Genomic DNA, 21,122 nt, shown 5'->3' on the forward strand with positions numbered 1-21,122 from the left:
CATTTCGAGTAAAAACTTTTACTCCTCTCTCAACCCCTCCACCACAGGCTGCTGAGCCGCCCAGCGGGCGGGGAAGTAGCCGGCAACTAGCGTCGCGGCAGCCGCTAAGCCGACGGCTTGTGCGAGGGCGCCGAAGGGAAGGATCATCTGAATCGTCCAGCCGAATGATTGTTTGTTGATCACTTTGATCAGCAGCAATGACAGCAGCCCGCCGCCAACAAGTCCCAACGCGATACCCACCAGCCCCAGATAAGCCGCTTCCCACAAGACCAACTGTCTGATTTGGCCCTCGCTGCCGCCGATGGCGCGTAGCGTAGCAAACTCTCTGCGGCGTTCGAGTACCGATGTGACCAGCGTGTTCACGATGCCGAGCATGGCGATGATCACCGCAATCGCTTCGAGCACATAGGTGAGCAAGAACGTCCGGTCAAAGATGTCGAGGATCTCCTTGCGCAACTCACCATTGCTGATGATGAGCGGTGGTAGGGTCCGGTCCGGTGCTTGCTGCAAGGCGTCGGCGATCGCCTGCCTGACCTGCTCCCTATCCGCCCCCTCGTTCAGATAGAGCGGAAAGACCGTCACAAGTTCATCCTGCCAAAGCGATTGATAGAGCCCGCGATCCATGACCAACTTTCCGCCGTCGGTGGCGTAGTCGTAGAACACGGCCACGACCGGAAACGACCGCGCTCCTTGCGGGGTCATGATCGCCAGCGAGTGGCCTTCACGAACGCCGAGCCGATTGGCCAGCACTTCAGACAGAATGATCCCGCCGGTCTCGACCGCCTGGTTCAGCAGGTCGGTGGAATTTCCCTGACGGACGAGATACTGGCTGCGCCTGGCATGGAGCCGCAAATCGCGTGAGACAATCGCTACACGCTGCCCCTTCACCTCCACCCGCACATCCCGATAGGTATCCACCTCCGCCACACCGGGAATTGCGACCAGCACTGCTTGCCAGCCGGGGGGCAGACTCTTCGTGCCGTTCCCGCTGTTTGCCTCCCGTAGCCAAGTCGAAGGAGCCACGACGATATCGGCGATCACGGTCTCGTTGATCCAGACTTCGACGGTGTGCCGGAAACTGCGCACCATGATGAGCACCCCGATCATGATCGCCAGCCCCACCATCAACGCCGAGACCGTCACGCCATTCCGGCCCGGGTTTCTCGCTGCATGCTCCACGGCAATCTCTCGCATTGCGCCCTGCGCTCCGGCAAGACGTTCGCTATGGAGGATTCGTTTTCTCCAGCCTGTCACACAGAGCGGAGCAAGGCACGACAGTCCGGCCAATAAACAGAATGTCGCGAGATAGCCCAGAATCGGCGCTCCGCCCAACGGCCCGGCAAAAGCAAGCAACCCGGCTAAGACGAGCAACCCGATCCCGCCAACCGCCAATCCCCCTACCCGCACCTGTCGGCTGCTCTCGTAGTCGCCAGGTGCCAATGCCCGCACCGTGGCGGTGCGGCTGGCGTCGAGGCTCGGCCCGATCGCTCCGATCATGGAGACAAGACAACCGATCAGGATCCCTTCAGCGGAAGCCTGCCAGAGTTCAGCTACGTCGAACCAGGATGCGGTCCCCTGACTCACCGGGGTATAGAGATCCGAGATCGTCCGGCTGACCAGTATGACAAGTTTCTGCGCCAGCAGAATTCCGCCCACACTCCCGGCAATTCCACCCAGCAGCCCGAACAGAGCCGCCTCAGCCAGAAAGAGCCCGGCCACGCGTGCCTGGGTCATCCCAATCGCGCGGTAGATCCCGATCTCGCGCCGGCGCTGCGCCACGGCGAAGGCCATCGTGTTGTAAATGAGAAACATACCGACCAGCAGACCGACCCAGCTCAGGACCGTGAGATTCAATCGGAACGCCCGCACCATCTGCTCGACCTGCTGCGTCCGGCTCGCCGGCCGCTCGACCGTGACATGCGGCGGCACAACGGCGCGCACGGCCTCCGCCGCCGCGCCAATCTCAACCTCCAGATTCGTCACCAGATCGATCCGGTCCAGCTTTCCGACCATGTCGAAGAGAACTTGAGCGGCGGCGATGTCCATCACGGCTAGATGATCCCAGGACGAGACCCGGTCGGCCTGGTCCTGAATCACACCGGCAATCCGCGCCTCTACCTGCCGGGGGCCGACTTGGAGCTGGACCGTACTCCCCTTTTCGAGATGCCACTCCGCCGCTAATTTTCTCCCGATATAGAGGCTGTCGGCTTTCAGCAAGTCCGCGAGCGGATTGTCACCCTGCTCCGGCATCACTCGAAAGCCGCGGGTATCGAACTCGGCGAGGAGATCCAGTCCAATGACTTGTGCCGCTCCAGCCGGACGCCCGGCATCGAGCCGCACCGCCGTCTGCACGATCACCGGCGACGCAGACGTCAGGCCCGGTACGTCCCGCACCTTCGCGATCAGCTGTTCATCCAGCCCGAAGTCTCCTCCGGAGACCTCCAAGGTGGTTGGTCCGGCAACGGTCAGCACGGCTTGCTCGAACGAGTGCAGCACCTCCACATTGGCCGTCCGCACCGCCACCGACGCCGCCACGCCCAGCGCCACGCCCACAATCGTAAGCACCGTCCGGAACGGCCGTTGGGTCATGTGGGACCACAGCAGAAGCGCGACGACTTTCAACCAGGCCATTGTGCGGCTCCTAGAGATCCGATTGCTGTTCGCACTTACGTAGAACCACGGTGATGGGAAACACCTGCACGCACGAAGGATTTACCGGCTGCACAGAATGGCCGTTTCGTTTACAGGTCGCCGACCCTTTGCTAGATTGACGAGGAACATTTGATCGGGAGTCACACATGGCACGTAGTCGAGGGAACAACGCACTTCAGATAGACCGGAGCCCGAAGGCCGAGTTCTCCATTACCCCCCGGCAACGGGAAATCCTGAAGATGGTCGCCCTCGGCCATACGAATCGGGAAATTGCGGAAACACTGGCGATCAGCATCCGCACCGTCGAGGTGCATCGCTTCAATCTGATGCGGCGGCTGAATGTCCGGAACGTGGCGCAGTTGCTTCGCCAAGGCCTTCAGCAAGGACTACTGCCACGCAACTTCGGCCTGAAATAGCGTCACAGCTCTTTCACCTTCCCCCGGCATTCCGTCACTGACCCGTAGCCCTTCTTCTTCAGCTGCGCTGCGAGTTCCGTCTCCAGCCGTCCGAAGGCGCCAAGCCCCTCTTCAACCAGAACCGTGCCGACCTGCACCGCCGACGCTCCGCAGAGAAAGTGCTCGAAAGCATCGACTCCGTTCATGACGCCGCCGGTGCCGATGATCGGAATCTTTCCCTGAAAGATTTTGTAAAAGGCCCGCACATTCGCGAGCGCCACGGCCTTGATGATGGTGCCGCCCAACCCGCCGAATCCGCCCTTTGGCTTGATGACGACTTCTTCCCGCTCCGGATCGACCACGAGGCCGTTGCCGACCGAGTTAATCATGTTGAGAAAGTCGACCTCGCACCGGCCGATCACCTTCCCCATCACCTCATGGTGCGCCGGATCGAAATAAGGCGGCAGCTTCACACCCATCGGGACGGTGATAACCTTGCGCACCCGCTTGAGCAGACGCTCGGACGCCTCCGGGTCATAGCCGATCTGCGGCTTGCCGGGAATATTCGGGCAGGAGAGATTCACTTCGATCAAGTCGGGCTTCGCTGCATTGATGGCGGCCGCGATCGTCGGGAAATCGTCTTCGCACAGCCCCGCCACGCTCGCAATGACCGGCTTGCCGAACTGTTTCAACTCGGGAATGAGTTCGGCATAGGCCCGATAGCCGAGATTGGGCAAGCCCATCGAATTGATCGAGCCGCCCGGAAAGCCATAGTACCGGGGCTCCGGATTCCCCTGGCGCGCTTCGACGGTCATAGACTTGGTGACAATCGCCCCTGCGCGCGATGTGCCCAGCGCCACCAGTTCGTCCCGCGTGACACAGAGCGCGCCGGCTGCGTTCATGAAACAGCTGGGAAACTTCACCCCTGCAATCGTCGTCGAGAGATCGGTCATGCTACCCCCGTTAAAGCCGTCGATGGTGTGCGCGAGACGAGCCGCCCGTCCTGCATCGTCCAGATATAGTCGGCACATTGCGCGGCAGTCTGGCTATGCGTCACCAACAAGACCGTGACGTCGCCTGCTTTCGTCAGCGATCGAATCAACGTCATGATCTCTGCCCCCTGATGGGAGTCGAGATTGCCGGTCGGTTCGTCAGCCAGAAGCAATTTCGGCCGATGCGCGAGCGCCCGGGCGATCGCGATCCGTTGTTGCTCGCCGCCCGACAATTCTCCGGGACGATGATGCTTCCGATGCCCCATATGGACCAGCTCCAGCACTTCCTCGACCCGCTGTGCGACTGACCGGCCGCCGTCTCCGCGCAACATCAATGGCAGCGCGACATTCTCCAAAGCCGTCAGCCCTGGAACCAAGTGAAACGCTTGGAACACGATGCCGATCAGTTCCCGCCGCGCCACCGTCCAATCGTGACTGGTAAATGTGGTCGTCGCCCGCCCGTCGAGATAGAGCTCTCCGGACGAAGGCCGATCGAGGCCGCCTGCCAGATTCAGCAACGTACTCTTCCCGCAACCGCTGGGCCCGACGAACGCGCAGAACTCGCCGCGTCCGACATCGAGACTCACCTCATGCAGCGCCGCCACCGCAGCCTCGCCACGCTCATAGGTCTTGGACAACCGGACCAGCTTCACCATGCCCGCGAGACACCTCAGATTCTGCAATGCCATATAGAACGATCGTCCTCGTATAACACAACCATTTAGAACCCCACAACCTTGACAGGCGCCCGTTCCTGTCCTACAACCAGCCGCATCTCTCCCTGTCTGAGAGTGGCGCAAGATGGAATCGTGGCCTCAGAAACTGCCTGGCCTGATACGGCACGCCGTCAGATTTATTCTGCCGGCTGACTGTGCCGCCTGCGGAGTGCCGCTCACGACCGATCCCGTTCCGCTGTTTTGTACGACCTGCTGGGATACCGTCGCTCCGCTCAGGCTGGCTCGCTGCTCGCAATGCGATCGTCCGCTTCCCTCGCCCGTCGCACTCACCTACAGCCCCACCCATCGCTGCCACCACTGCACGGTTCGCCCACCCGCCTATGTGAAAGCCTGGACACTGTATCCCTATCTGCCGCCTTTGCAAGACGCTATCTGCCTCTTCAAATACAGGGGGAAAGTCTCGCTGGCCAAGCCGCTGGGACGCTTAATGATCGCAGCCATCCCTGCTTCGGTGGATGCCGACCTCGTCATCCCGGTCCCGTTGCATCCCACCCGTTTGAGAGAGCGTGAATTCAATCAATCGCTGCTGCTTGCCGATCAGGTGGCCACACATCTGCATCTCCCTCTTTCGTTCACCAATCTCGTTCGAACCGTTCCATCAGAACCCCAAAGCACGTTGTCGCGAAAAGAACGGATGAAGAATCTTCGCCGGGCCTTTGCAGTCCGCCGACCGGAGTCGATCGCTCAGAAACGTATCCTGCTGATCGATGACGTCTTTACGACTGGCACGACGACAAACGAATGTGCCAAGGTACTTCGAATAGCTGGAGCAGAAGCCGTCTTCGTCCTCACCCTGGCACGAACGATCGAGTCGAGTGTCGTGCCTGACCGAATCCTGGCCCAACGTGCCACCGGCCTCCTAGGAGTCTTGAGGGGATAGCCATGCCGATCTACGAATACCTTTGCCGCGATTGTCGGAAGCGAAGCACCTTGCTGGTGCTGAGCCTGGCCAGCTCGACCCCGCCGGCCTGCAAACAGTGCGGGAGCCAGTCTGTGGACCGCCTCCTCTCCCGATTCTCTTCCCCAAAGTCCGAAGAGGCCCGGCTTGCTTCCCTTTCAGACCCGGACAACTTCGATGGACTGGATGAGAACGACCCGGAGTCAATGTCCCGCTTCATGAAGCACATGGGAGACGAGATGGGTGAGGACGTCGAACAGGATGTCGAAGCCATGATGGATTCAGCCGATAGTGGAGCCTCCGATGACGGTAGCACTGACAGTCTATGACAGGCATTGTCATGTATTTTTACTTGACAATCCGGCCTCACTCTCTAAAATGGCCCTTACCTTTTGGAGTCTTATGAGAAACAGGCCCTCTCAGAACAGGTGGGACGATGGGGACAGCCCCGAAGAGCGAATTGATGACAGTGTCGGAGACGTGTCTGTACCTGAAGATTACGACCCGCACCCTCTATCGCTATATACAGAACAGACAGATTCCAGCCTTCAAGCTTGGGAAAGAATGGCGATTCGTTCGTTCGGATCTGGAGCAGTGGATTCGCGACCGGACCAGAACAGCCCTCCCGTCATAAACTAGGATCGATCTATGTTCGCTGGCGAATATCTCTGCAAAGTCGACGAGAAGGGGCGTTTCATCGTCCCCTCCCCGATCCGCGAGCAGATTGAAGCCGACGGCCAGGCCGTCACCTTCCTCAAGGGCCCGGAACAATCCCTCCTCATCTATTCGTTGAAGGAGTGGGAAAAGGTCCTCGACCGGACCAAGACGACGTTGGACGAAGACCAGAGCCGCCTCTTCATGCATTTTGTCGTATCCGAAGCCGGCACCTCCGAAATCGACAAGACCGGCCGCATCCTCATTCCAGGTCGTTTACGGAAACAGATTCCCTTGGATGAAGATCTCGAAATTATTCTGGTCGGGATGTATCACCGGATGGAAGTCTGGAATCCCAGCGAGTGGCGCCGCTACATTGCCCGCACCGAAGACCGCTACGAACAGAACATGTCGAAGATTCAGAACCTGCTGTAAGTTCGCTCCATGCCTGCCGGACGACGTCACACAGGCTCCCCTCGTTCAAAAGTCCCCGTTCGCGTCGTCTCCTATCGACCGGCCGCCAAGTCTGAACCAACCTCGAAGCAACCATCTGCCCCCAGTCTACGACCAACCGTTAGGTCGTCACGTACCCAAGCGCCACTTCATATCCCTGCGCCCGCTGCAATCGTGACAACCGAGTCCATCGCGATCACGCTGCCGGTTCCCCCCAGCATCAACCATCAGTACGCCACGGTTCAGGGCCGCCGGGTCCTGTCTTCGGCAGGTCGAACGTATAAGCAGCATGTCGGGCAGCAGCTCTGGCTGGCCTTGTCTCAATCTCCCCACAAGCGAGTGCTAATGCATCGGCTTCAATCGGAACCTCTCGCCCTCTCCATTCGGTTTTATTTCACCTCGCCCCTCAGACGCGACGTCGACGGCGGACTCAAAATCGCTCAGGATGCCCTCTGCGAGGGGATCGGCCTCAATGACAATCGCATAGTGGAAACCCATCTCTATAAGGATGTCGATCGAACCAATCCCCGCATCCAGATTGCCCTCTCCCTGGCCGCCCGATAGCGACCCCAAGATACCCCGGCAACCCTCTTCAGATTCCCCCAGACTCAACCGATAAGAGTGTGAACTCTTTTAACTATTTGCCGTATCCATCGCCATGACCACAAAGACTATTTCCATCAATCAACTCCGCGTCGGGATGTACGTTGCGAAGATCGACCTGTCCTGGTTTCGATCGCCGTTTCTCCGGCGCTCGTTGCCCATCGAACACACGATTCAAATTGAGAAGCTGCGCCGCGCCGGAGCACAGCGCATCGTGATTGATCTGTCCCGCGGGGATGACGTTGAAACGGTGAGTACGCTCGACCCGCTGATCTCCTCGCAAGAGATGACGCTGACGCCGCAGGCACCTCCATCGAAATCGGTTCCCAAGCCGTTAACCCAGCTGAACGAAGAGTATGCCCAAGCTCTGGTTGCCAGAAAGCAATTGGAGCAAGCCGTTCACTCGGTCTTCTCGTCTATTGCAGAACAGGGATCCGTTGACCCTCAGTTGGCAGCCGAAGCCGTGCAGGAAGTCGCAATCGTCACACGAACCCTCCCGAATTCAGCCATCTTCATGGCGCTCAGCCAGCAACGGGCAGGAGATTCGTCCCTGAGCCAACATGCGCTTTCAACCTGCACCTTGTCGCTCGTCGTCGGACAATCGTTCGGCTATAACCCGCTCGAACTCCAGGAACTGGCCATGGCCGCGTTGCTTCACGACATCGGCCTGCTCCAGATTCCCGCGCCGATCATTCAGCGAAGCGCCAACACCTCCCATCCGCCCTCACGGCAAGACCGGCTACTGCTCCAGTCGCATCCCCGATTGGGTATTCTCGCGCTTGAACGGCAAGGGGGATTCGAAACCAGAGTCTTGCAAATGATCGGAGAGCACCATATCCGCCTCGATGACTCGGGCTATCCCCAAGGCACCAAGGGCGAGTTTACGTCGGAACGCTCGCGCATTCTGATGATTGCCGATTACTACGATGAGTTGATCACCGGATTCGGCGGAGCGTCGCCGCTGGCACCCCATCAAGCGCTGCAACGGATTTTCCGAGAATCCCAGGACGGGGCGTTCGATCAGGTCATCCTGTCGCGCTTTATCAAGCTGATCGGCATCTACCCGGTTCACAGCCGCGTGCAGTTGAACACGAGCGAAAAGGCTGTTGTGACGGAGTTGAATCCGTCAGCGCTGCATCGACCTGTCGTCACAATCACTCATACTCCCAACGGGAATGAGACACCAACCCCTTTCGTTGTCGACCTGTCAGACCAAGTCAATGTCACGCCCGAACGGGCTATCGATAAGGTGCTGGAGTCCTCGGACCCATCCCGCCCTCTTACAGCCTCACAGGCCGCCTAACTCTCGACCGGGCGCGCCGTCGGCACGCCTGCACAGCATTGACGGGAGCGAACTGAAGAAAGAATTACTCGTAGCGCAGCGCGTCAATCGGATTGAGACGCGCCGCTTTATTGGCAGGATACAGACCGAAGAACAGACCGACCGCGAGGGAAAAGAAAAACGCTGCGATCACAGTATCGCCGGAAATAATCGTGGGCCATCCCGCAATGACGGTCGTCAGCCGGGCGCCCACCACCCCGACGACAATTCCAAGCGTCCCGCCGACGACACTCAAGGTCATGGCCTCGATCAAGAACTGCATGAGGATATGCCGCCGCTTGGCCCCCACCGCCATCCGAACGCCGATCTCCCGCGTCCGCTCCGTCACGGAGACCAGTAGAATATTCATAATGCCGATGCCGCCGACCAGCAGCGAAACTGCCGCAATGGAGAGCAGCATCACCGTCAACGTCTGACTCGTACCTTCTTGAACTTTTCCAATATCGACCTGCGTGCGGATCGTAAAGTCGTCGCCCTGTTCGGCCTGGAGCCGATGCCGGGCCCGCAAGAACTCACGAATCTGGTCGACGGCGGCAAACAAATCCTCCTGCCGCTCCGTCGTGGCAAACAAGGCCCCGACCGATCCGATGAACTGCGTCCCAAAGACTTTCCGCTCCGCGGTACTGAAGGGGATAAACACGATGTCGTCCTGATCCGATCCTTGGGCCGATTGGCCTTTCGGCGCAAGCACCCCGATCACACGGAACGGCACATTCTTGATCCGAATGACGGACCCGACCGGCTCCTCACCCGCCTCAAACAGATTTTCCACCACGGTTTGCCCGACCAGCGCCACACGGACCGCGGCATCCAGATCGGCCTGCGTAAATGGGCCACCACTCGTAAACGACCAGTCGCGGATCGTCAGATAGCTGGGGGAGACTCCATTTACGGATCCATTCCAATTCTTGTTCCCATTGACGATCTGCATGACATCACGCTTCGCCCACCCTGTATCTTGCAGCAACGGGATGCGCTTCTTCATCTCCAGCGCATCGGACACATTCAGCGTGACTGCGCCGCCCTGTCCGCCCCGCACGCCGCTGACAGTCGTCGACCCCGGCAGCACGATGATGACATTGGTTCCCATACTGGCGACTTGCGCTTGCACCGCCGCCTTGGCTCCCTCTCCGATACTGACCATGGCAATCACGGCACCAACCCCGATGACGATCCCCAACATTGTCAGCCCGGCCCTGAGCCGGTTGCGGCTGAGGATACGGATCGCCGTCATGAGCGTGAGGAGAAGAAATGCCGGCATCAGCGCCCCACCAGAGGGGACGGATGCCCGGGCTTGGTATGCCGATCGGTGAGAACCTGGCCGTCTTTGATCACAATTTCACGGGCGGCATAGGCCGCGATGTCCGGTTCATGAGTCACTAAGATAACCGTGATGCCTTCTTCCTTGTTCAACCGATCGAGGATCGTCATGATTTCCCGGCTCGATTCTGTATCCAGATTTCCGGTCGGTTCGTCGGCCAACAAGAGGGATGGCGTCGTGACCAATGCGCGGGCAATGGCCACCCGTTGTTGCTGCCCGCCGGACAATTGCGTCGGATAGTGCTGTTCGCGGCCCTTCAATCCCACCCGTTCCAACGCCGCCGCCGCCAGCGCTCGCTGTTCGCGAAGAGAGAGGCCGCGATAGAAGAGCGGAAGCTGCGCATTTTCCAATGCGCTGGTACGGGGGATCAGATTGAAGCTTTGAAAAACGAATCCGATCTGCCGATTCCGGATCTCAGCCAGCTCATCGGCGCGAAGCGCCGCAACATCGACGCCGTTCAGCCAATAATGGCCCTTGGTGGGCTGATCCAGACAACCCAACATGTTCATCAGCGTCGACTTCCCTGACCCCGATGAACCCATGATCGCAACAAACTCGCCTTGCTCGATCGTGAGATTCAGCCCGCGAAGAGCTTGCACCTCCACATCGCCTAGGCGATACACTTTCCACAAGTCTTCGCACTGAATCAACGAAACCGGCCGGCCATGTCCACTATCCATGAGCGCCCTGCCTTGTCAGCGGCATTCGATCACACCGTGCACGAAGTGAGTCATGACCACTACATACCCCGGTCACGCGTGCGGCGCTGTCCGCCGCCGCCACCGAAGCCGGGCGGCAGCTCGCTCCCTTGGCGATTCGCTCGAGGCACATCCAGCCCCACGATGACCGTATCCTGCTCCCCGAGGGATCCGCCGACAATCTCCGTCGCCACGCCATCGGAAATCCCCGTCTGAACCGACACGGAGACCAGCTCGCCGGACTCATCTTGTTTCCAGACTTTACGTGCGGCGGCTCCGGTCTCCATAGCGCCGGATGACGCTCGGCTCGCAGCCGGTCGCCCCTCAGCCTTGGCCGGCTTTCCTTCAGCCGATCCGCCTTCTGCCCGCTCGCTCTTGGGAGGCGTAAAGCGTAACGCAGCGTTCGGCACCTTGAGCACCTGCTCTCGTTGCGCCACGACAATGGAAACATTCGCCGTCATCCCCGGCTTCAGACGCAGGTCTTGATTGTCGACGGCCACCACAACATTGTACGTCACCACATTCTGCACATTGATCGGAGCCAACCGCACCTGGCGGATCGATCCGGAAAACCGCACGCCGGGATAGGCATCCACGGAAAACGTCGCATCCTTTCCCTCGGCGATCCCGCCGATATCCGACTCGCTCACATTGGTGTCCACCTGCATCTTCGTCAAATCGAGCGCGATCAGAAACAGGTTCGGCGTGGCAAAGCTGGCGGCAACGGTCTGGCCGACTTCGATGTTTCTGGCCACCACAATGCCATCGACCGGCGAACGGATCGTGGTGTATTTCAATTCCAGCTCCGCTGAGTTCAACGCCGCTTCCGCCTGCCTGACTTGCGCCTCGGCCACGTGCACCTGCGCTTCCGCGCCCTGCGCGTTGGTCACAGCCACATCCACATCATTCTGCGACACAAAATTCTGATCGATCAGAGAGCGGACCCGGTCGAGTTCGCGTTTACGCTGCGCCCCATCCGTCTTGGCGCGGGCCACATTCGCTTTCGCCATTTCCAGATTACTCGCAGCTTGATCCCGACGGGCCTTAAACGGTTCCGGATCGATCACCGCCACGATGTCGCCGGCCTTCACCCGCGAATTGAAGTCCGCGTGGAGACCCTTGATCATGCCGGAAACTTGCGAGCCGACTTGCACGGACACGACCGGATTAATGGTGCCCGTTGCGCTCACGATAGAAACGATGGAACCCCGCTCGACGGCGGCGGTCCGATAGCGCACCGGCACCTTGCGCTCTCCGGTGAAGAACACATACCCGCCGATGGCAAGCCCCACCGCCAAAATGCCGAGCACAATCCCGAGTCGTCGCATAGGGAGGTCCTTATCCAACCGGAAGAAGGATTATCATATCAGGAAGCTACGGGGCGAATCATCCCGTGACAGGCCCCAAAAGCACGAGGGCCGTTCCCCCTTGCGGGGAAACGGCCCTCATCGAACACGTCATTGCCTCTGCAAACAGTTACGGGCTGACGGAAATACGATCCTTGATCATGTCGAAGGTCTCCTTGGGCACCACGTTCTTGGCGACCAATTCGCCCTTCACACGATAGGGACGATTCGTGACGATCCGATCGGCTTCATCCTTCTTCAACCCCAGAAACAACACCATATCGCTCGCGGACGCCTTGTTCACATTCATCGCCGCCGAGCCGGCCGCGGGAGCGCTCGGCGCCGGAGCCGTCGAGGCTGCTCCCGGAAGCGGAGGAAGTGGCGCGGACGGCGTCAGGGAACCGGTCACCGAGCGGGATCGGTCTTTGAGCTCCTTCTGATAGCGGGCGACCAACGACTTCAGCGTCTCATTGTGTCGCTTCACATCCTCATACTCCGCCCGCACGTTCCGATTCTGGGAAGACACCGCTTTCAGCTTATCTTCCAACTCCTTCGTCCGCGTGTCGAGCGTGCCGCGCTCTTTATCTCGCCCATGCTCGATGCGCTGCAGTTCGTCACGAGCCGCTTGCGCCTCGCCGCCGAACTTGACGTTCAACTCCTTCAACGTCTTCACCTGCTGTTCCATTGCGTTCTTCTGCTGGCGCGTCTTTTCCAATTCCATCTTCGCGCTATCCGCCTCTGCCAGCGCATCCTGATATTTCTTATTCGAGACTACGCAACCGCTGGTCATCATGGCCACGACCACCAGCACTGACAAGATCCACTCACGTCTCATACGAACCTCCCCCTCTTACAAGTAATCGAGTATTAGTGAGATCGACCGGTGCGCTACTAACCGAACACAACTATATCTTCCATCCATACTATACATATTCAATTTGTGTGTATGCCAACAGTCCCTCTTTGTCAACTTATTTGCAGCTGTCCCCGTGGATCCACATCACTCAAGAGCACCCGGCAAGAAACATCGGCGAACTTGACGGCAGCGGATAGCTCTGTGATGATCACGACAATACGTACTCTCCACAAGCACACTTTTCAATACAGGAACGTCATGACTGAATGGGGACCTGCATTAGCGGTTATCCTTGGCATTGTGGAAGGGCTGACGGAATTTCTGCCGGTCTCCTCAACTGGGCATCTGATCCTCGTGGGCCATGCACTCGGGTTTACGGGTGATGCTGCGGCCAATGCCGAAATCTCGATTCAGCTCGGGGCTATTCTCGCCGTCATCGTATTTGAACGGGAGAAAATCGCCCGCCTGCTTTCCGGCGCATGGCACGAGCAGGCGGCGTTGCAGACCTTGCAACGGAGCGGCCAACATCCGACCCGGAGAGCATTGATCCGGGTGTCCATGCAGTCCCATCCCCACCTATGGTTTGTGATCGGCCTCGGACTGGCCTTCCTTCCTGCCGCGAGCGTCGGCTTCCTCGCTCACGGGTGGATCAAATCCGTGCTGTTCACGCCACAGACCGTCGCCGCCACCTCGATTGTCGGCGGACTGATCATTCTCGCGGTCGAAGCCCGGCAGCCGAAAGTCCACACCACCCAGCTGGACCGAGTTTCTATCAAGTCCGCCTTCTGGGTCGGCATCGCCCAATGTGCCTCGCTCATTCCCGGCATGTCACGATCCGGTTCAACAATCATCGGCGGCTTGCTCGCCGGCCTCGACCGGAAAGTCGCGACCGAATACTCCTTCTTCCTCGCCTTGCCGACCATCATCGCCGCCACCGCCTACCAAATGCTGAAGGCCAAGGCCACATTCAATCAGGCAGACTATGTGGCGTTGGGCATCGGCATGCTCGTGTCCTTCCTCGTCGCCTGGGCTGTCATCGCAGCCTTCCTGACCTACGTCCAGCGCCACACCTTGCGCGTGTTCGCCTACTACCGTATTGCCCTCGGCATCCTCGTGTTTCTAGTCGTGCGCTAAGCGACGTCCTCTGCATCGTTTCGCGTGAATCGCGAACGAGACACTAGGCTGTCTTGCGGTGACGGGAAGACTGCAGGAAACTGACAAGAACGACTCGTTACGTGCCCGGGGTCTGAACTGAGGGAGTCTCCGGCACCACCGGCGGGACATCCGGCTTTTCAAACATGAAGTGGATGATCAGAAAGATTACCCCGACCGTGATCGCGGAATCCGCCACATTGAATGCCGGCCAGTGGTAGTTGTCGACATACACGTCCAGAAAGTCGATCACTTCGCCGAACCGCAGCCGGTCGATGAGGTTACCGATCGCGCCGCCGAGAATCGCCGACACGCTCAAACGCCCCATCCACTCCCGTTCCGGCATGCGATAGAGAATCGTGCCGAGCAACACCAGCGCAAAAATCGATGTGAGCCCGAAGAACACCATCCGGAAGGCGTTGCTGCTCCCAGCCAATAATCCGAACGCGGCGCCCGGGTTGCGGATATAGGTCAAACTGAAGAGATTGGGGATAATCGGAATGGATTCATGCAGTCGCATGGTCTGCATGATATGCAACTTCGACAGCTGATCGGTGACGATGACACTGCCCGTCAGCGAAGCCAGAACCAGATTGCGCAAAGTGGAGGCGCTCAACGGATCGCCTCCACACACCGGTCACAGAGTGTCGGATGTTCCGTATCCGCGCCGACCGCCTCGCGGTAATTCCAGCAGCGTTCGCATTTGCCGGCGGATGACTTGGCCACCGACACGTGGATTCCTGCCTGACCTGCGGCCCCCTGCGACAGCGTCACCTTCGACACGATGAAGATCGTCCCGAGATCTTTCTCGTACGGTTTCAGGAACTGATAGGCCTTGGCATCCGCCTCAAGCTGAACGTGCGCTTCAAGCGACGATCCGATCACCTTGTCGCGGCGGCTCGCCTCAAGCACCCCCTGTACCTGGCTACGATAACCCAGCAACGTCTCCCAGCGTGCGGCCAGTTCCGCATCCCGCCACTTCGGGTCAACCTCCGGGAGCGAGCCCAGATGCACACTCTGCGTACCGAGACCTCCGGGCACCTGCGCAGACACCACCCGCCAGATTTCTTCCGCCGTAAAGCTCAGGATCGGCGCCATAAGTTTCGTCATGGCCATCACGATCTCAAACAACACCGTCTGCGACCCGCGGCGCAACGGAGAGTCGGTCCTGAACGTATAGAGCCGGTCTTTCAGAATGTCGAGATAGACGGAACTCAGATCCACTGAGCAAAAGTTGTTGAGCGCATGGAAGATCGTATGAAACTCAAAGTCGTCATAGGACTTCCGCACCCGTGGGATCAGCTCGCTCAGCCGATGCAGGGCCCACCGATCCAACTCAGGCAACTGCTCGCAGGGAATGCGGTCTTTCGCCGGATCGAAGTCATACAGATTGCTCAGCAGGAAGCGGCAGGTATTTCTGATCTTCCGGTAGGCCTCAATGAGATGGGTCAGGATTTCAGGCGAGATTCTGAGATCGTCTCGATAGTCCTGCGCCGACACCCACAGACGCAGAATCTCTGCGCCCGATTGCTTGATCACATCCTGCGGCGCGACGACGTTCCCCGCCGACTTGGACATCTTCTTGCCCTGCCCATCGAGGACGAATCCGTGGGTCAGCACGGCCTTGTAGGGCGCGCGGCGATCGGTGGTCACTCCGGCCAATAACGCACTATGGAACCACCCCCGATGCTGGTCGGACCCTTCGAGATACAGATCAGCCGGCCACCACTTCCTCGGCTTCAACACCGCGGCAAAGCTCACCCCGGACTCGAACCAGACATCGAGAATATCCCGCTCTTTTTCAAACGTCGATCCGCCGCACTTCGCGCAAGCCGTCCCGGCCGGGAGCAACTCGGCGGCCGGTCGCTCGAACCAGACATCCGCGCCCTTCGACTCCATGAGCCCGGCGACGTGCTCGATAATGGTTGGATCGGCGACGACGGTCCGGCAACCCGCGCAGGTAAATCCGGGAATCGGCACACCCCACACCCGCTGGCGCGAGAGGCACCAGTCCGGCCGGTTTTGAATCATGCCGTTGATGCGATCACGGCCATAGGCCGGAATCCATTGGACCCGCTCGATCTCCGCCAACGCTTCCTTGCGCAGATCGTTCTGGTCCATCGAGACGAACCATTGTTCGGTGGCCCGGAAGATGACCGGGCTCTTGCAACGCCAGCAATGCGGATAGGAGTGATTCAGCGAGCCATGGCCCAGCAGCCGCCCGTTGCCCTGAAGGAATTCCACGACTTTCGGATTGGCCTTGAACACATGCTGACCGGCGAACTCCTTCACAACGTCCGTAAACTTCCCGCCGTTATCGACCGGCGCCAGAATCTCCAGCTTCTCCCCGACCGACGCCGTCGCGTTGTGGTTCAGGACCAGGATGTAGTCCTCCATCCCGTGGCCCGGCGCGATATGCACGCAGCCCGTTCCCTGCTCCAACGTCACAAAGTCGCCGAGCAGAATCGGCGACAGGCCGGTCGTCAGCGGCCGTTGCGTTTCCAATCCCTCGAAACCTTCTCCGCCCTTCTTCACCCCGACGACGCGATAGCCTTCGAGCTTGCACTCCTTCGCCACACTGTCCAGGAGCTTTTCGGCCACGACCAGCAGCTCGTCGCCGGCCTGAACGAAGGCATAGTCGAAGTCGCGATGAAGACAGACCGCCTGATTGGCCGGAAGCGTCCAGGGCGTGGTGGTCCAGATGACGACCGAGACCGACTTGATGCCCTCAGGGAAGGCGATGCCGGGGAAGGTCGCGCTGAGCACCGACGGCGACGTCACGATCGGAAATTTCACATAGACCCAGGGGGAGGTATGGTTGTCGTACTCGACCTCCGCTTCCGCCAGCGCCGTCTGATCCTGCGTGCACCACAACACCGGCTTGAGCCCTTTATAGACTCCGCCTCGTTCCACAAACTTTCCGAACTCGCGAATGATCGACGCTTCGTAAGCCGGCGTCATCGTGAGATAGGGCTGCTGCCATTCGCCCAGCACGCCAAGCCGCTGAAACTCCTCGCGCTGAATCGCGACGTACTTCTCGGCATATTCTCGACAGAGCTTGCGGATCGCCGGCGTGTCCAAGTCTTTCTTCTTGTCGCCCAACTCCTTCATCACCTGATGCTCGATCGGCAGGCCGTGACAATCCCAGCCCGGCACATAGGGCGCCTGGAAGCCCGCCATCGTCTTGGACTTCACGATGATGTCTTTGAGAATCTTGTTCAGCGCATGGCCGATGTGAATGCGCCCGTTCGCATAAGGAGGGCCGTCATGCAACACGTAGCGGGGCCGCCCCTGGCCGGCCGCCTGGATCTGCTCATACAGCTTCTCCTGCGCCCACCAGGCCAGCATCTCCGGCTCCCGCTGCGGCAGGTTGGCTTTCATCGGGAAATCGGTCTTCGGCAGATTGAGTGTGGCTTTGTAATCCATAGCAATAGAGCAGCAGCCAGGTCGGTCCAAGTGAATTGACGGGTGAATATACCGGAATGGCGGGCGAGGTACTAGTCCTTAGCCTGCGTGCGGGATCGTCAAAAACGTCTTCCGGCAAGGCCGCAGCGAGCGAGGATGCGAGGCGTACCCTTGCGGTACGTTGAGCTTACGAGCGGCGCGAGAACGCAGCTGGAAGCGCTTTTCACGATCCCGTTAACTGACGGACATCATTCGATCGAGAGCTATCTTTGCCCATCGCTTATCTTCATCGGGCACCACAATGTGGTTCACCACATGGCCGTCGGCGAGGTTTTCCATGGCCCAGCAGAGATGCGCGCCGTCGATGCGAAACATCGTGGCACATTGGCAGACGGTGGAAGAGAGAAAGAACACCTTCTTGTCGGTCAGGTCGCGCTTCAAGCGATTCACCAGATTCAGTTCCGTGCCCACCGCCCAGGCGGTACCGGCCGGCGCCGCCGTGACGGTCTTGATGATGAACTCGGTCGATCCTGAGAGATCCGCCTTGTTCACCACATCCTCATGGCATTCCGGATGGACGATCACCTTGCCGTCCGGAAACTGCTTCCGGAAATTATCGATATGGACCGGCTGAAACATCTGGTGCACGCTGCAGTGCCCTTTCCAGAGAATCAGTTTCGCCTTCTGTATCGCTTCGCGGGTATTGCCGCCGTTGGGTTGAAACGGATCCCAGACAATCATCTGCTCGCGGGGCAGCCCCATCCTGTTGGCCGTATTGCGGCCCAAATGTTCATCGGGAAAGAAAAGAATCTTCTCGCGTCTGGCCCAGCACCATTCAATGACCGCTCTGGCATTGGATGACGTGCAGGTAATCCCGCCATGCTCGCCGCAAAACGCCTTGAGGACCGCGGCGCTATTCACATAGACCGCCGGCATCACCGTCTCTTCCACCGGCAGGATGCGCCCCAACGTCTCCCAACATTGATCGACCTGCTCGATCGCCGCCATATCCGCCATCGAACAACCGGCGGCCATGTCAGGAAGAATCACCGTTTGTTGCGACCGGCTCAGGATATCCGCGGTTTCCGCCATAAAATGAACGCCGCAGAACACAATATAGGGTCGCTCGGAACGCTCCGCAGCCAGCTTCGACAGCAACAACGAATCGCCGCGAAAGTCAGCATGCTCAATGACTTCGTCCCGCTGGTAGTTATGGCCCAGAATCATGACCCGATCGCCCAAGGCACGCTTCGCCTCGGCCGTTCGGCGAAAGAGCTCCTCAGAGGTAAGGCCCTGATAGTCGGTAATCGGTTTAGGTATCGTCGCCGTTGTTTTCACACACACCTCAGCAATAATCCGGAAGAGTGGATTCTACGTTAGCCCCTCTCCACAATCAACGAACCGGCTTCGTGAAGAAGGCCTAGCAGCCCGGTAGGGCTATTAGCCCGTTGACAACGACCGGAGCCGAGCATACGATCTTCCCATAGCTAGGGGGGCCATCAGGCTGAGAGTCCGAATGATCGGACGACCCTCACAACCTGACCTGGGTAATACCAGCGTAGGGAAGCGGACACGTCGCCGGGTCACCGGAACGACTTTCAGCCGCACCCCTCCTGTCAGGTGCGGTTTTTTTTTGCATCACCGGCTCCGCCCATAGACGAGAGGCACGAGGAAAGGGATCCCCATGGGTACTATGAATGGATCAAACGGCCAAGACAAAAAGGACAGCGCAGCCACATTGACGACCGCGCCCTTCCCGGCGTCGCGCAAGATTCACGTGAGCGGCGCCCATCCCGGCGTGCGCGTGCCGATGCGGGAAATCAGCCTCAGCCCGACCAAATCGATGAACGGCGGCGCGCCGACGCCGAACGAACCGATCACCATCTACGACACCTCCGGCCCCTACACCGACCCCTCCGTCACCATCGACGCGCGCGCCGGGCTTGCCCCGCTCCGCCGCCAGTGGGTGCTGGACCGGGCGGATGTCGAAGAACTGTCGGACGTCTCCTCGCAATATGGCCGGATGCGCAAAGCCGATTCGAAGCTTGACGAGCTGCGCTTCCAACATATCCGCAAACCGCTCCGCGCCAAAGCCGGACAGAACGTGACCCAGATTCACTATGCCCGCAAGGGCATCGTCACGCCGGAGATGGAATTCATCGCGATCAGAGAAAACCAGTCCCGCGAAGTGGCGCGCGAACTCGCGTCCCGCAACGGGCATGGCGGCGGCATCGCCCAACATCCCGGACAGGCCTGGGGCGCCAACATTCCGAAAGTCATCACACCGGAATTTGTGCGAGAGGAAGTCGCGCGAGGCCGCGCGATCATCCCCAACAATATCAACCACCCTGAAACCGAGCCGATGATCATCGGCCGCAACTTCCTGGTGAAGATCAACTCGAACATTGGCAACTCCGCCGTCGCCTCGTCCATCGAAGAAGAAGTCGAGAAGATGATCTGGTCGATCCGCTGGGGCGCCGACACCGTGATGGATCTTTCGACCGGCAAGAACATCCACGAGACCCGCGAATGGATCATCCGCAATTCGCCGGTCCCCATCGGCACGGTTCCAATCTATCAAGCCCTCGAAAAAGTGAACGGCAAGGCCGAAGACCTGACCTGGGAGATCTTCCGCGATACGCTCATCGAACAGGCCGAACAGGGCGTGGACTATTTCACCATCCACGCCGGTGTCCGCCTCGCCTATGTGCCGATGACTGCGAAACGCATGACCGGCATCGTCTCCCGCGGCGGCTCGATCCACGCCAAGTGGTGCCTGGCCCATCATCAAGAAAACTTCACCTACACCCACTTCGAAGAAATCTGCGAGATCATGAAAGCCTACGACGTCTCGTTCAGCCTGGGCGACGGGCTGCGGCCCGGCTCCATCGCCGACGCCAACGACGAAGGCCAATTCGCCGAATTGGAAACGCTGGGAGAACTGACCAAGATCGCCTGGAAGCACGACGTGCAGGTGATGATCGAAGGTCCCGGCCACGTGCCGATGCACATGATTCAGGTCAACATGGAGAAGCAACTGAAGGAATGCCACGAGGCCCCCTTCTACACGCTCGGCCCGCTCACCACCGACATTGCGCCGGGTTATGACCACATTACCTCCGGGATCGGCGCGGCGATGATCGGCTGGTACGGCTGCGCGATGCTCTGCTACGTGACGCCGAAAGAGCACCTGGGTCTGCCGGATCGCGAAGACGTGAAGACCGGCGTCATTACCTACAAGATCGCGGCCCATGCGGCGGACCTGGCCAAGGGACATCCCGGCGCCCAAATCAGGGACAACGCCCTGTCGAAAGCCCGCTTCGAGTTCCGGTGGGAAGATCAATTCCACCTTTCGCTCGATCCCGACACGGCCAAGGATTTCCACGACGAAACACTCCCGGATAACGCCGCGAAGGTGTCACACTTCTGCAGCATGTGCGGGCCGCACTTCTGCTCGATGAAGATCACGCAGGACGTCCGGGACTATGCCGCGCAATTGCAGGTGGATGAACAAAAAGCGATCCAGATCGGCATGAAGGAAAAATCGGAAGAGTTTAAGAAGTCCGGCTCCGAGATTTATAGATAAGGCTGCTCAAAATGGTCCTCCGGCAAGGCCGC

19 protein-coding genes and 1 riboswitch are annotated in these 21,122 nt (G+C 59.4%); of the genes, 9 read left to right on the forward strand and 10 right to left on the reverse strand.

The window, feature by feature from the left end; genetic code table 11:
- Positions 1–18: 18 nt before the first annotated feature.
- Positions 19–2,631, reverse strand: a complete 2,613-nt coding sequence (locus Q7U39_10530; GenBank protein MDO9118386.1) for an ABC transporter permease — start codon at positions 2,629–2,631, stop codon at positions 19–21.
- Between the two features lie 167 nt (positions 2,632–2,798).
- On the opposite strand from Q7U39_10530, the gene Q7U39_10535 reads away from it, so the two are divergent.
- The gene (locus Q7U39_10535) at positions 2,799–3,068 is read left to right on the forward strand and encodes a LuxR C-terminal-related transcriptional regulator (GenBank protein ID MDO9118387.1); all 270 of its coding nucleotides are present in this window, start codon (positions 2,799–2,801) and stop codon (positions 3,066–3,068) included.
- 2 nt (positions 3,069–3,070) lie between these two features.
- Here the strand turns inward: Q7U39_10535 and Q7U39_10540 are convergent, their stop codons facing one another.
- Together Q7U39_10540 and Q7U39_10545 are read right to left on the reverse strand one after the other, a co-directional pair.
- Entirely contained in the window at positions 3,071–4,000 is a 930-nt protein-coding gene (locus Q7U39_10540; GenBank protein MDO9118388.1) for a dihydroorotate oxidase, read from the reverse strand.
- Positions 3,997–4,728 carry an ABC transporter ATP-binding protein gene (locus Q7U39_10545; GenBank protein MDO9118389.1) on the reverse strand — a complete coding sequence of 244 codons (732 nt, stop codon included), beginning with the start codon at positions 4,726–4,728 and terminating at the stop codon, positions 3,997–3,999. Before Q7U39_10545 ends, Q7U39_10540 begins: the two co-directional genes overlap by 4 nt.
- A gap of 112 nt (positions 4,729–4,840) precedes the next feature.
- Between Q7U39_10545 and Q7U39_10550 the strand changes: the two genes are divergently transcribed.
- The 6 genes from Q7U39_10550 to Q7U39_10575 all read left to right on the forward strand — a co-directional run bounded on the left by Q7U39_10550 (position 4,841) and on the right by Q7U39_10575 (position 8,687).
- Positions 4,841–5,656 carry a ComF family protein gene (locus Q7U39_10550; GenBank protein ID MDO9118390.1) on the forward strand — a complete coding sequence of 272 codons (816 nt, stop codon included), beginning with the start codon at positions 4,841–4,843 and terminating at the stop codon, positions 5,654–5,656.
- 2 nt (positions 5,657–5,658) lie between these two features.
- Positions 5,659–6,003, forward strand: coding sequence for a zinc ribbon domain-containing protein (locus Q7U39_10555; protein MDO9118391.1), 345 nt, complete (start codon positions 5,659–5,661; stop codon positions 6,001–6,003).
- Positions 6,004–6,110: 107 nt separating this feature from the next.
- Positions 6,111–6,308, forward strand: a complete 198-nt coding sequence (locus tag Q7U39_10560; protein MDO9118392.1) for a helix-turn-helix domain-containing protein — start codon at positions 6,111–6,113, stop codon at positions 6,306–6,308.
- A 14-nt stretch (positions 6,309–6,322) separates the two neighbouring features.
- Entirely contained in the window at positions 6,323–6,763 is a 441-nt protein-coding gene (locus Q7U39_10565) for a hypothetical protein (protein ID MDO9118393.1), read from the forward strand.
- Positions 6,764–6,955: 192 nt separating this feature from the next.
- Positions 6,956–7,345, forward strand: a complete 390-nt coding sequence (locus tag Q7U39_10570) for a RusA family crossover junction endodeoxyribonuclease (protein MDO9118394.1) — start codon at positions 6,956–6,958, stop codon at positions 7,343–7,345.
- Positions 7,346–7,439: 94 nt separating this feature from the next.
- Positions 7,440–8,687 carry a DUF3391 domain-containing protein gene (locus Q7U39_10575; GenBank protein ID MDO9118395.1) on the forward strand — a complete coding sequence of 416 codons (1,248 nt, stop codon included), beginning with the start codon at positions 7,440–7,442 and terminating at the stop codon, positions 8,685–8,687.
- 64 nt (positions 8,688–8,751) lie between these two features.
- Here Q7U39_10575 and Q7U39_10580 read toward each other — a convergent pair whose 3' ends face one another.
- The 4 genes from Q7U39_10580 to Q7U39_10595 form a co-directional block, all read right to left on the reverse strand.
- Entirely contained in the window at positions 8,752–9,987 is a 1,236-nt protein-coding gene (locus Q7U39_10580) for an ABC transporter permease (GenBank protein MDO9118396.1), read from the reverse strand.
- Positions 9,987–10,727, reverse strand: coding sequence for an ABC transporter ATP-binding protein (locus Q7U39_10585; GenBank protein MDO9118397.1), 741 nt, complete (start codon positions 10,725–10,727; stop codon positions 9,987–9,989). The genes Q7U39_10580 and Q7U39_10585 overlap by 1 nt, the downstream gene beginning before the upstream one ends.
- A gap of 59 nt (positions 10,728–10,786) precedes the next feature.
- A complete protein-coding gene (locus Q7U39_10590; protein MDO9118398.1) occupies positions 10,787–12,073 on the reverse strand; it encodes an efflux RND transporter periplasmic adaptor subunit in 1,287 nt (428 codons plus the stop codon).
- Between the two features lie 148 nt (positions 12,074–12,221).
- Positions 12,222–12,926: a hypothetical protein gene (locus Q7U39_10595; protein MDO9118399.1), complete on the reverse strand. Its 705-nt coding sequence runs from the start codon at positions 12,924–12,926 to the stop codon at positions 12,222–12,224.
- A 279-nt stretch (positions 12,927–13,205) separates the two neighbouring features.
- On the opposite strand from Q7U39_10595, the gene Q7U39_10600 reads away from it, so the two are divergent.
- Complete coding sequence (locus tag Q7U39_10600) at positions 13,206–14,081, forward strand: undecaprenyl-diphosphate phosphatase (GenBank protein ID MDO9118400.1); 876 nt, start codon at positions 13,206–13,208, stop codon at positions 14,079–14,081.
- Positions 14,082–14,178: 97 nt separating this feature from the next.
- Here the strand turns inward: Q7U39_10600 and lspA are convergent, their stop codons facing one another.
- From lspA to nadA, 3 genes are all read right to left on the reverse strand, one after another.
- Complete coding sequence (lspA, locus tag Q7U39_10605) at positions 14,179–14,715, reverse strand: signal peptidase II (GenBank protein ID MDO9118401.1); 537 nt, start codon at positions 14,713–14,715, stop codon at positions 14,179–14,181.
- Complete coding sequence (ileS, locus tag Q7U39_10610) at positions 14,712–17,525, reverse strand: isoleucine--tRNA ligase (GenBank protein MDO9118402.1); 2,814 nt, start codon at positions 17,523–17,525, stop codon at positions 14,712–14,714. The genes lspA and ileS overlap by 4 nt, the downstream gene beginning before the upstream one ends.
- A gap of 213 nt (positions 17,526–17,738) precedes the next feature.
- On the reverse strand, positions 17,739–18,842 hold the full coding sequence (gene nadA, locus Q7U39_10615) for a quinolinate synthase NadA (GenBank protein MDO9118403.1): 1,104 nt from the start codon (positions 18,840–18,842) through the stop codon (positions 17,739–17,741).
- A 141-nt stretch (positions 18,843–18,983) separates the two neighbouring features.
- A riboswitch (TPP riboswitch) is annotated at positions 18,984–19,086 on the forward strand.
- Positions 19,087–19,197: 111 nt separating this feature from the next.
- Between nadA and thiC the strand changes: the two genes are divergently transcribed.
- Positions 19,198–21,090, forward strand: a complete 1,893-nt coding sequence (thiC, locus tag Q7U39_10620; GenBank protein MDO9118404.1) for a phosphomethylpyrimidine synthase ThiC — start codon at positions 19,198–19,200, stop codon at positions 21,088–21,090.
- The last annotated feature ends 32 nt before the right edge of the window (positions 21,091–21,122 follow it).

The organism is Nitrospira sp., from assembly GCA_030653545.1.
In the GTDB taxonomy this organism is placed as follows: Bacteria; Nitrospirota; Nitrospiria; order Nitrospirales; family Nitrospiraceae; genus Nitrospira_D.

Bases quoted from the DNA above. Each gene is read 5' to 3' on its own strand.
- Q7U39_10530 (MDO9118386.1), bottom strand. From the start codon at position 2,631: ATGGCCTGGTTGAAAGTCGTCGCGCTTCTGCTGTGGTCCCACATGACC.
- Q7U39_10535 (MDO9118387.1), top strand. From the start codon at position 2,799: ATGGCACGTAGTCGAGGGAACAACGCACTTCAGATAGACCGGAGCCCG.
- Q7U39_10540 (MDO9118388.1), bottom strand. From the start codon at position 4,000: ATGACCGATCTCTCGACGACGATTGCAGGGGTGAAGTTTCCCAGCTGT.
- Q7U39_10545 (MDO9118389.1), bottom strand. From the start codon at position 4,728: ATGGCATTGCAGAATCTGAGGTGTCTCGCGGGCATGGTGAAGCTGGTC.
- Q7U39_10550 (MDO9118390.1), top strand. From the start codon at position 4,841: ATGGAATCGTGGCCTCAGAAACTGCCTGGCCTGATACGGCACGCCGTC.
- Q7U39_10555 (MDO9118391.1), top strand. From the start codon at position 5,659: ATGCCGATCTACGAATACCTTTGCCGCGATTGTCGGAAGCGAAGCACC.
- Q7U39_10560 (MDO9118392.1), top strand. From the start codon at position 6,111: ATGGGGACAGCCCCGAAGAGCGAATTGATGACAGTGTCGGAGACGTGT.
- Q7U39_10565 (MDO9118393.1), top strand. From the start codon at position 6,323: ATGTTCGCTGGCGAATATCTCTGCAAAGTCGACGAGAAGGGGCGTTTC.
- Q7U39_10575 (MDO9118395.1), top strand. From the start codon at position 7,440: ATGACCACAAAGACTATTTCCATCAATCAACTCCGCGTCGGGATGTAC.
- Q7U39_10580 (MDO9118396.1), bottom strand. From the start codon at position 9,987: ATGCCGGCATTTCTTCTCCTCACGCTCATGACGGCGATCCGTATCCTC.
- Q7U39_10585 (MDO9118397.1), bottom strand. From the start codon at position 10,727: ATGGATAGTGGACATGGCCGGCCGGTTTCGTTGATTCAGTGCGAAGAC.
- Q7U39_10590 (MDO9118398.1), bottom strand. From the start codon at position 12,073: ATGCGACGACTCGGGATTGTGCTCGGCATTTTGGCGGTGGGGCTTGCC.
- Q7U39_10595 (MDO9118399.1), bottom strand. From the start codon at position 12,926: ATGAGACGTGAGTGGATCTTGTCAGTGCTGGTGGTCGTGGCCATGATG.
- Q7U39_10600 (MDO9118400.1), top strand. From the start codon at position 13,206: ATGACTGAATGGGGACCTGCATTAGCGGTTATCCTTGGCATTGTGGAA.
- ileS (MDO9118402.1), bottom strand. From the start codon at position 17,525: ATGGATTACAAAGCCACACTCAATCTGCCGAAGACCGATTTCCCGATG.
- thiC (MDO9118404.1), top strand. From the start codon at position 19,198: ATGAATGGATCAAACGGCCAAGACAAAAAGGACAGCGCAGCCACATTG.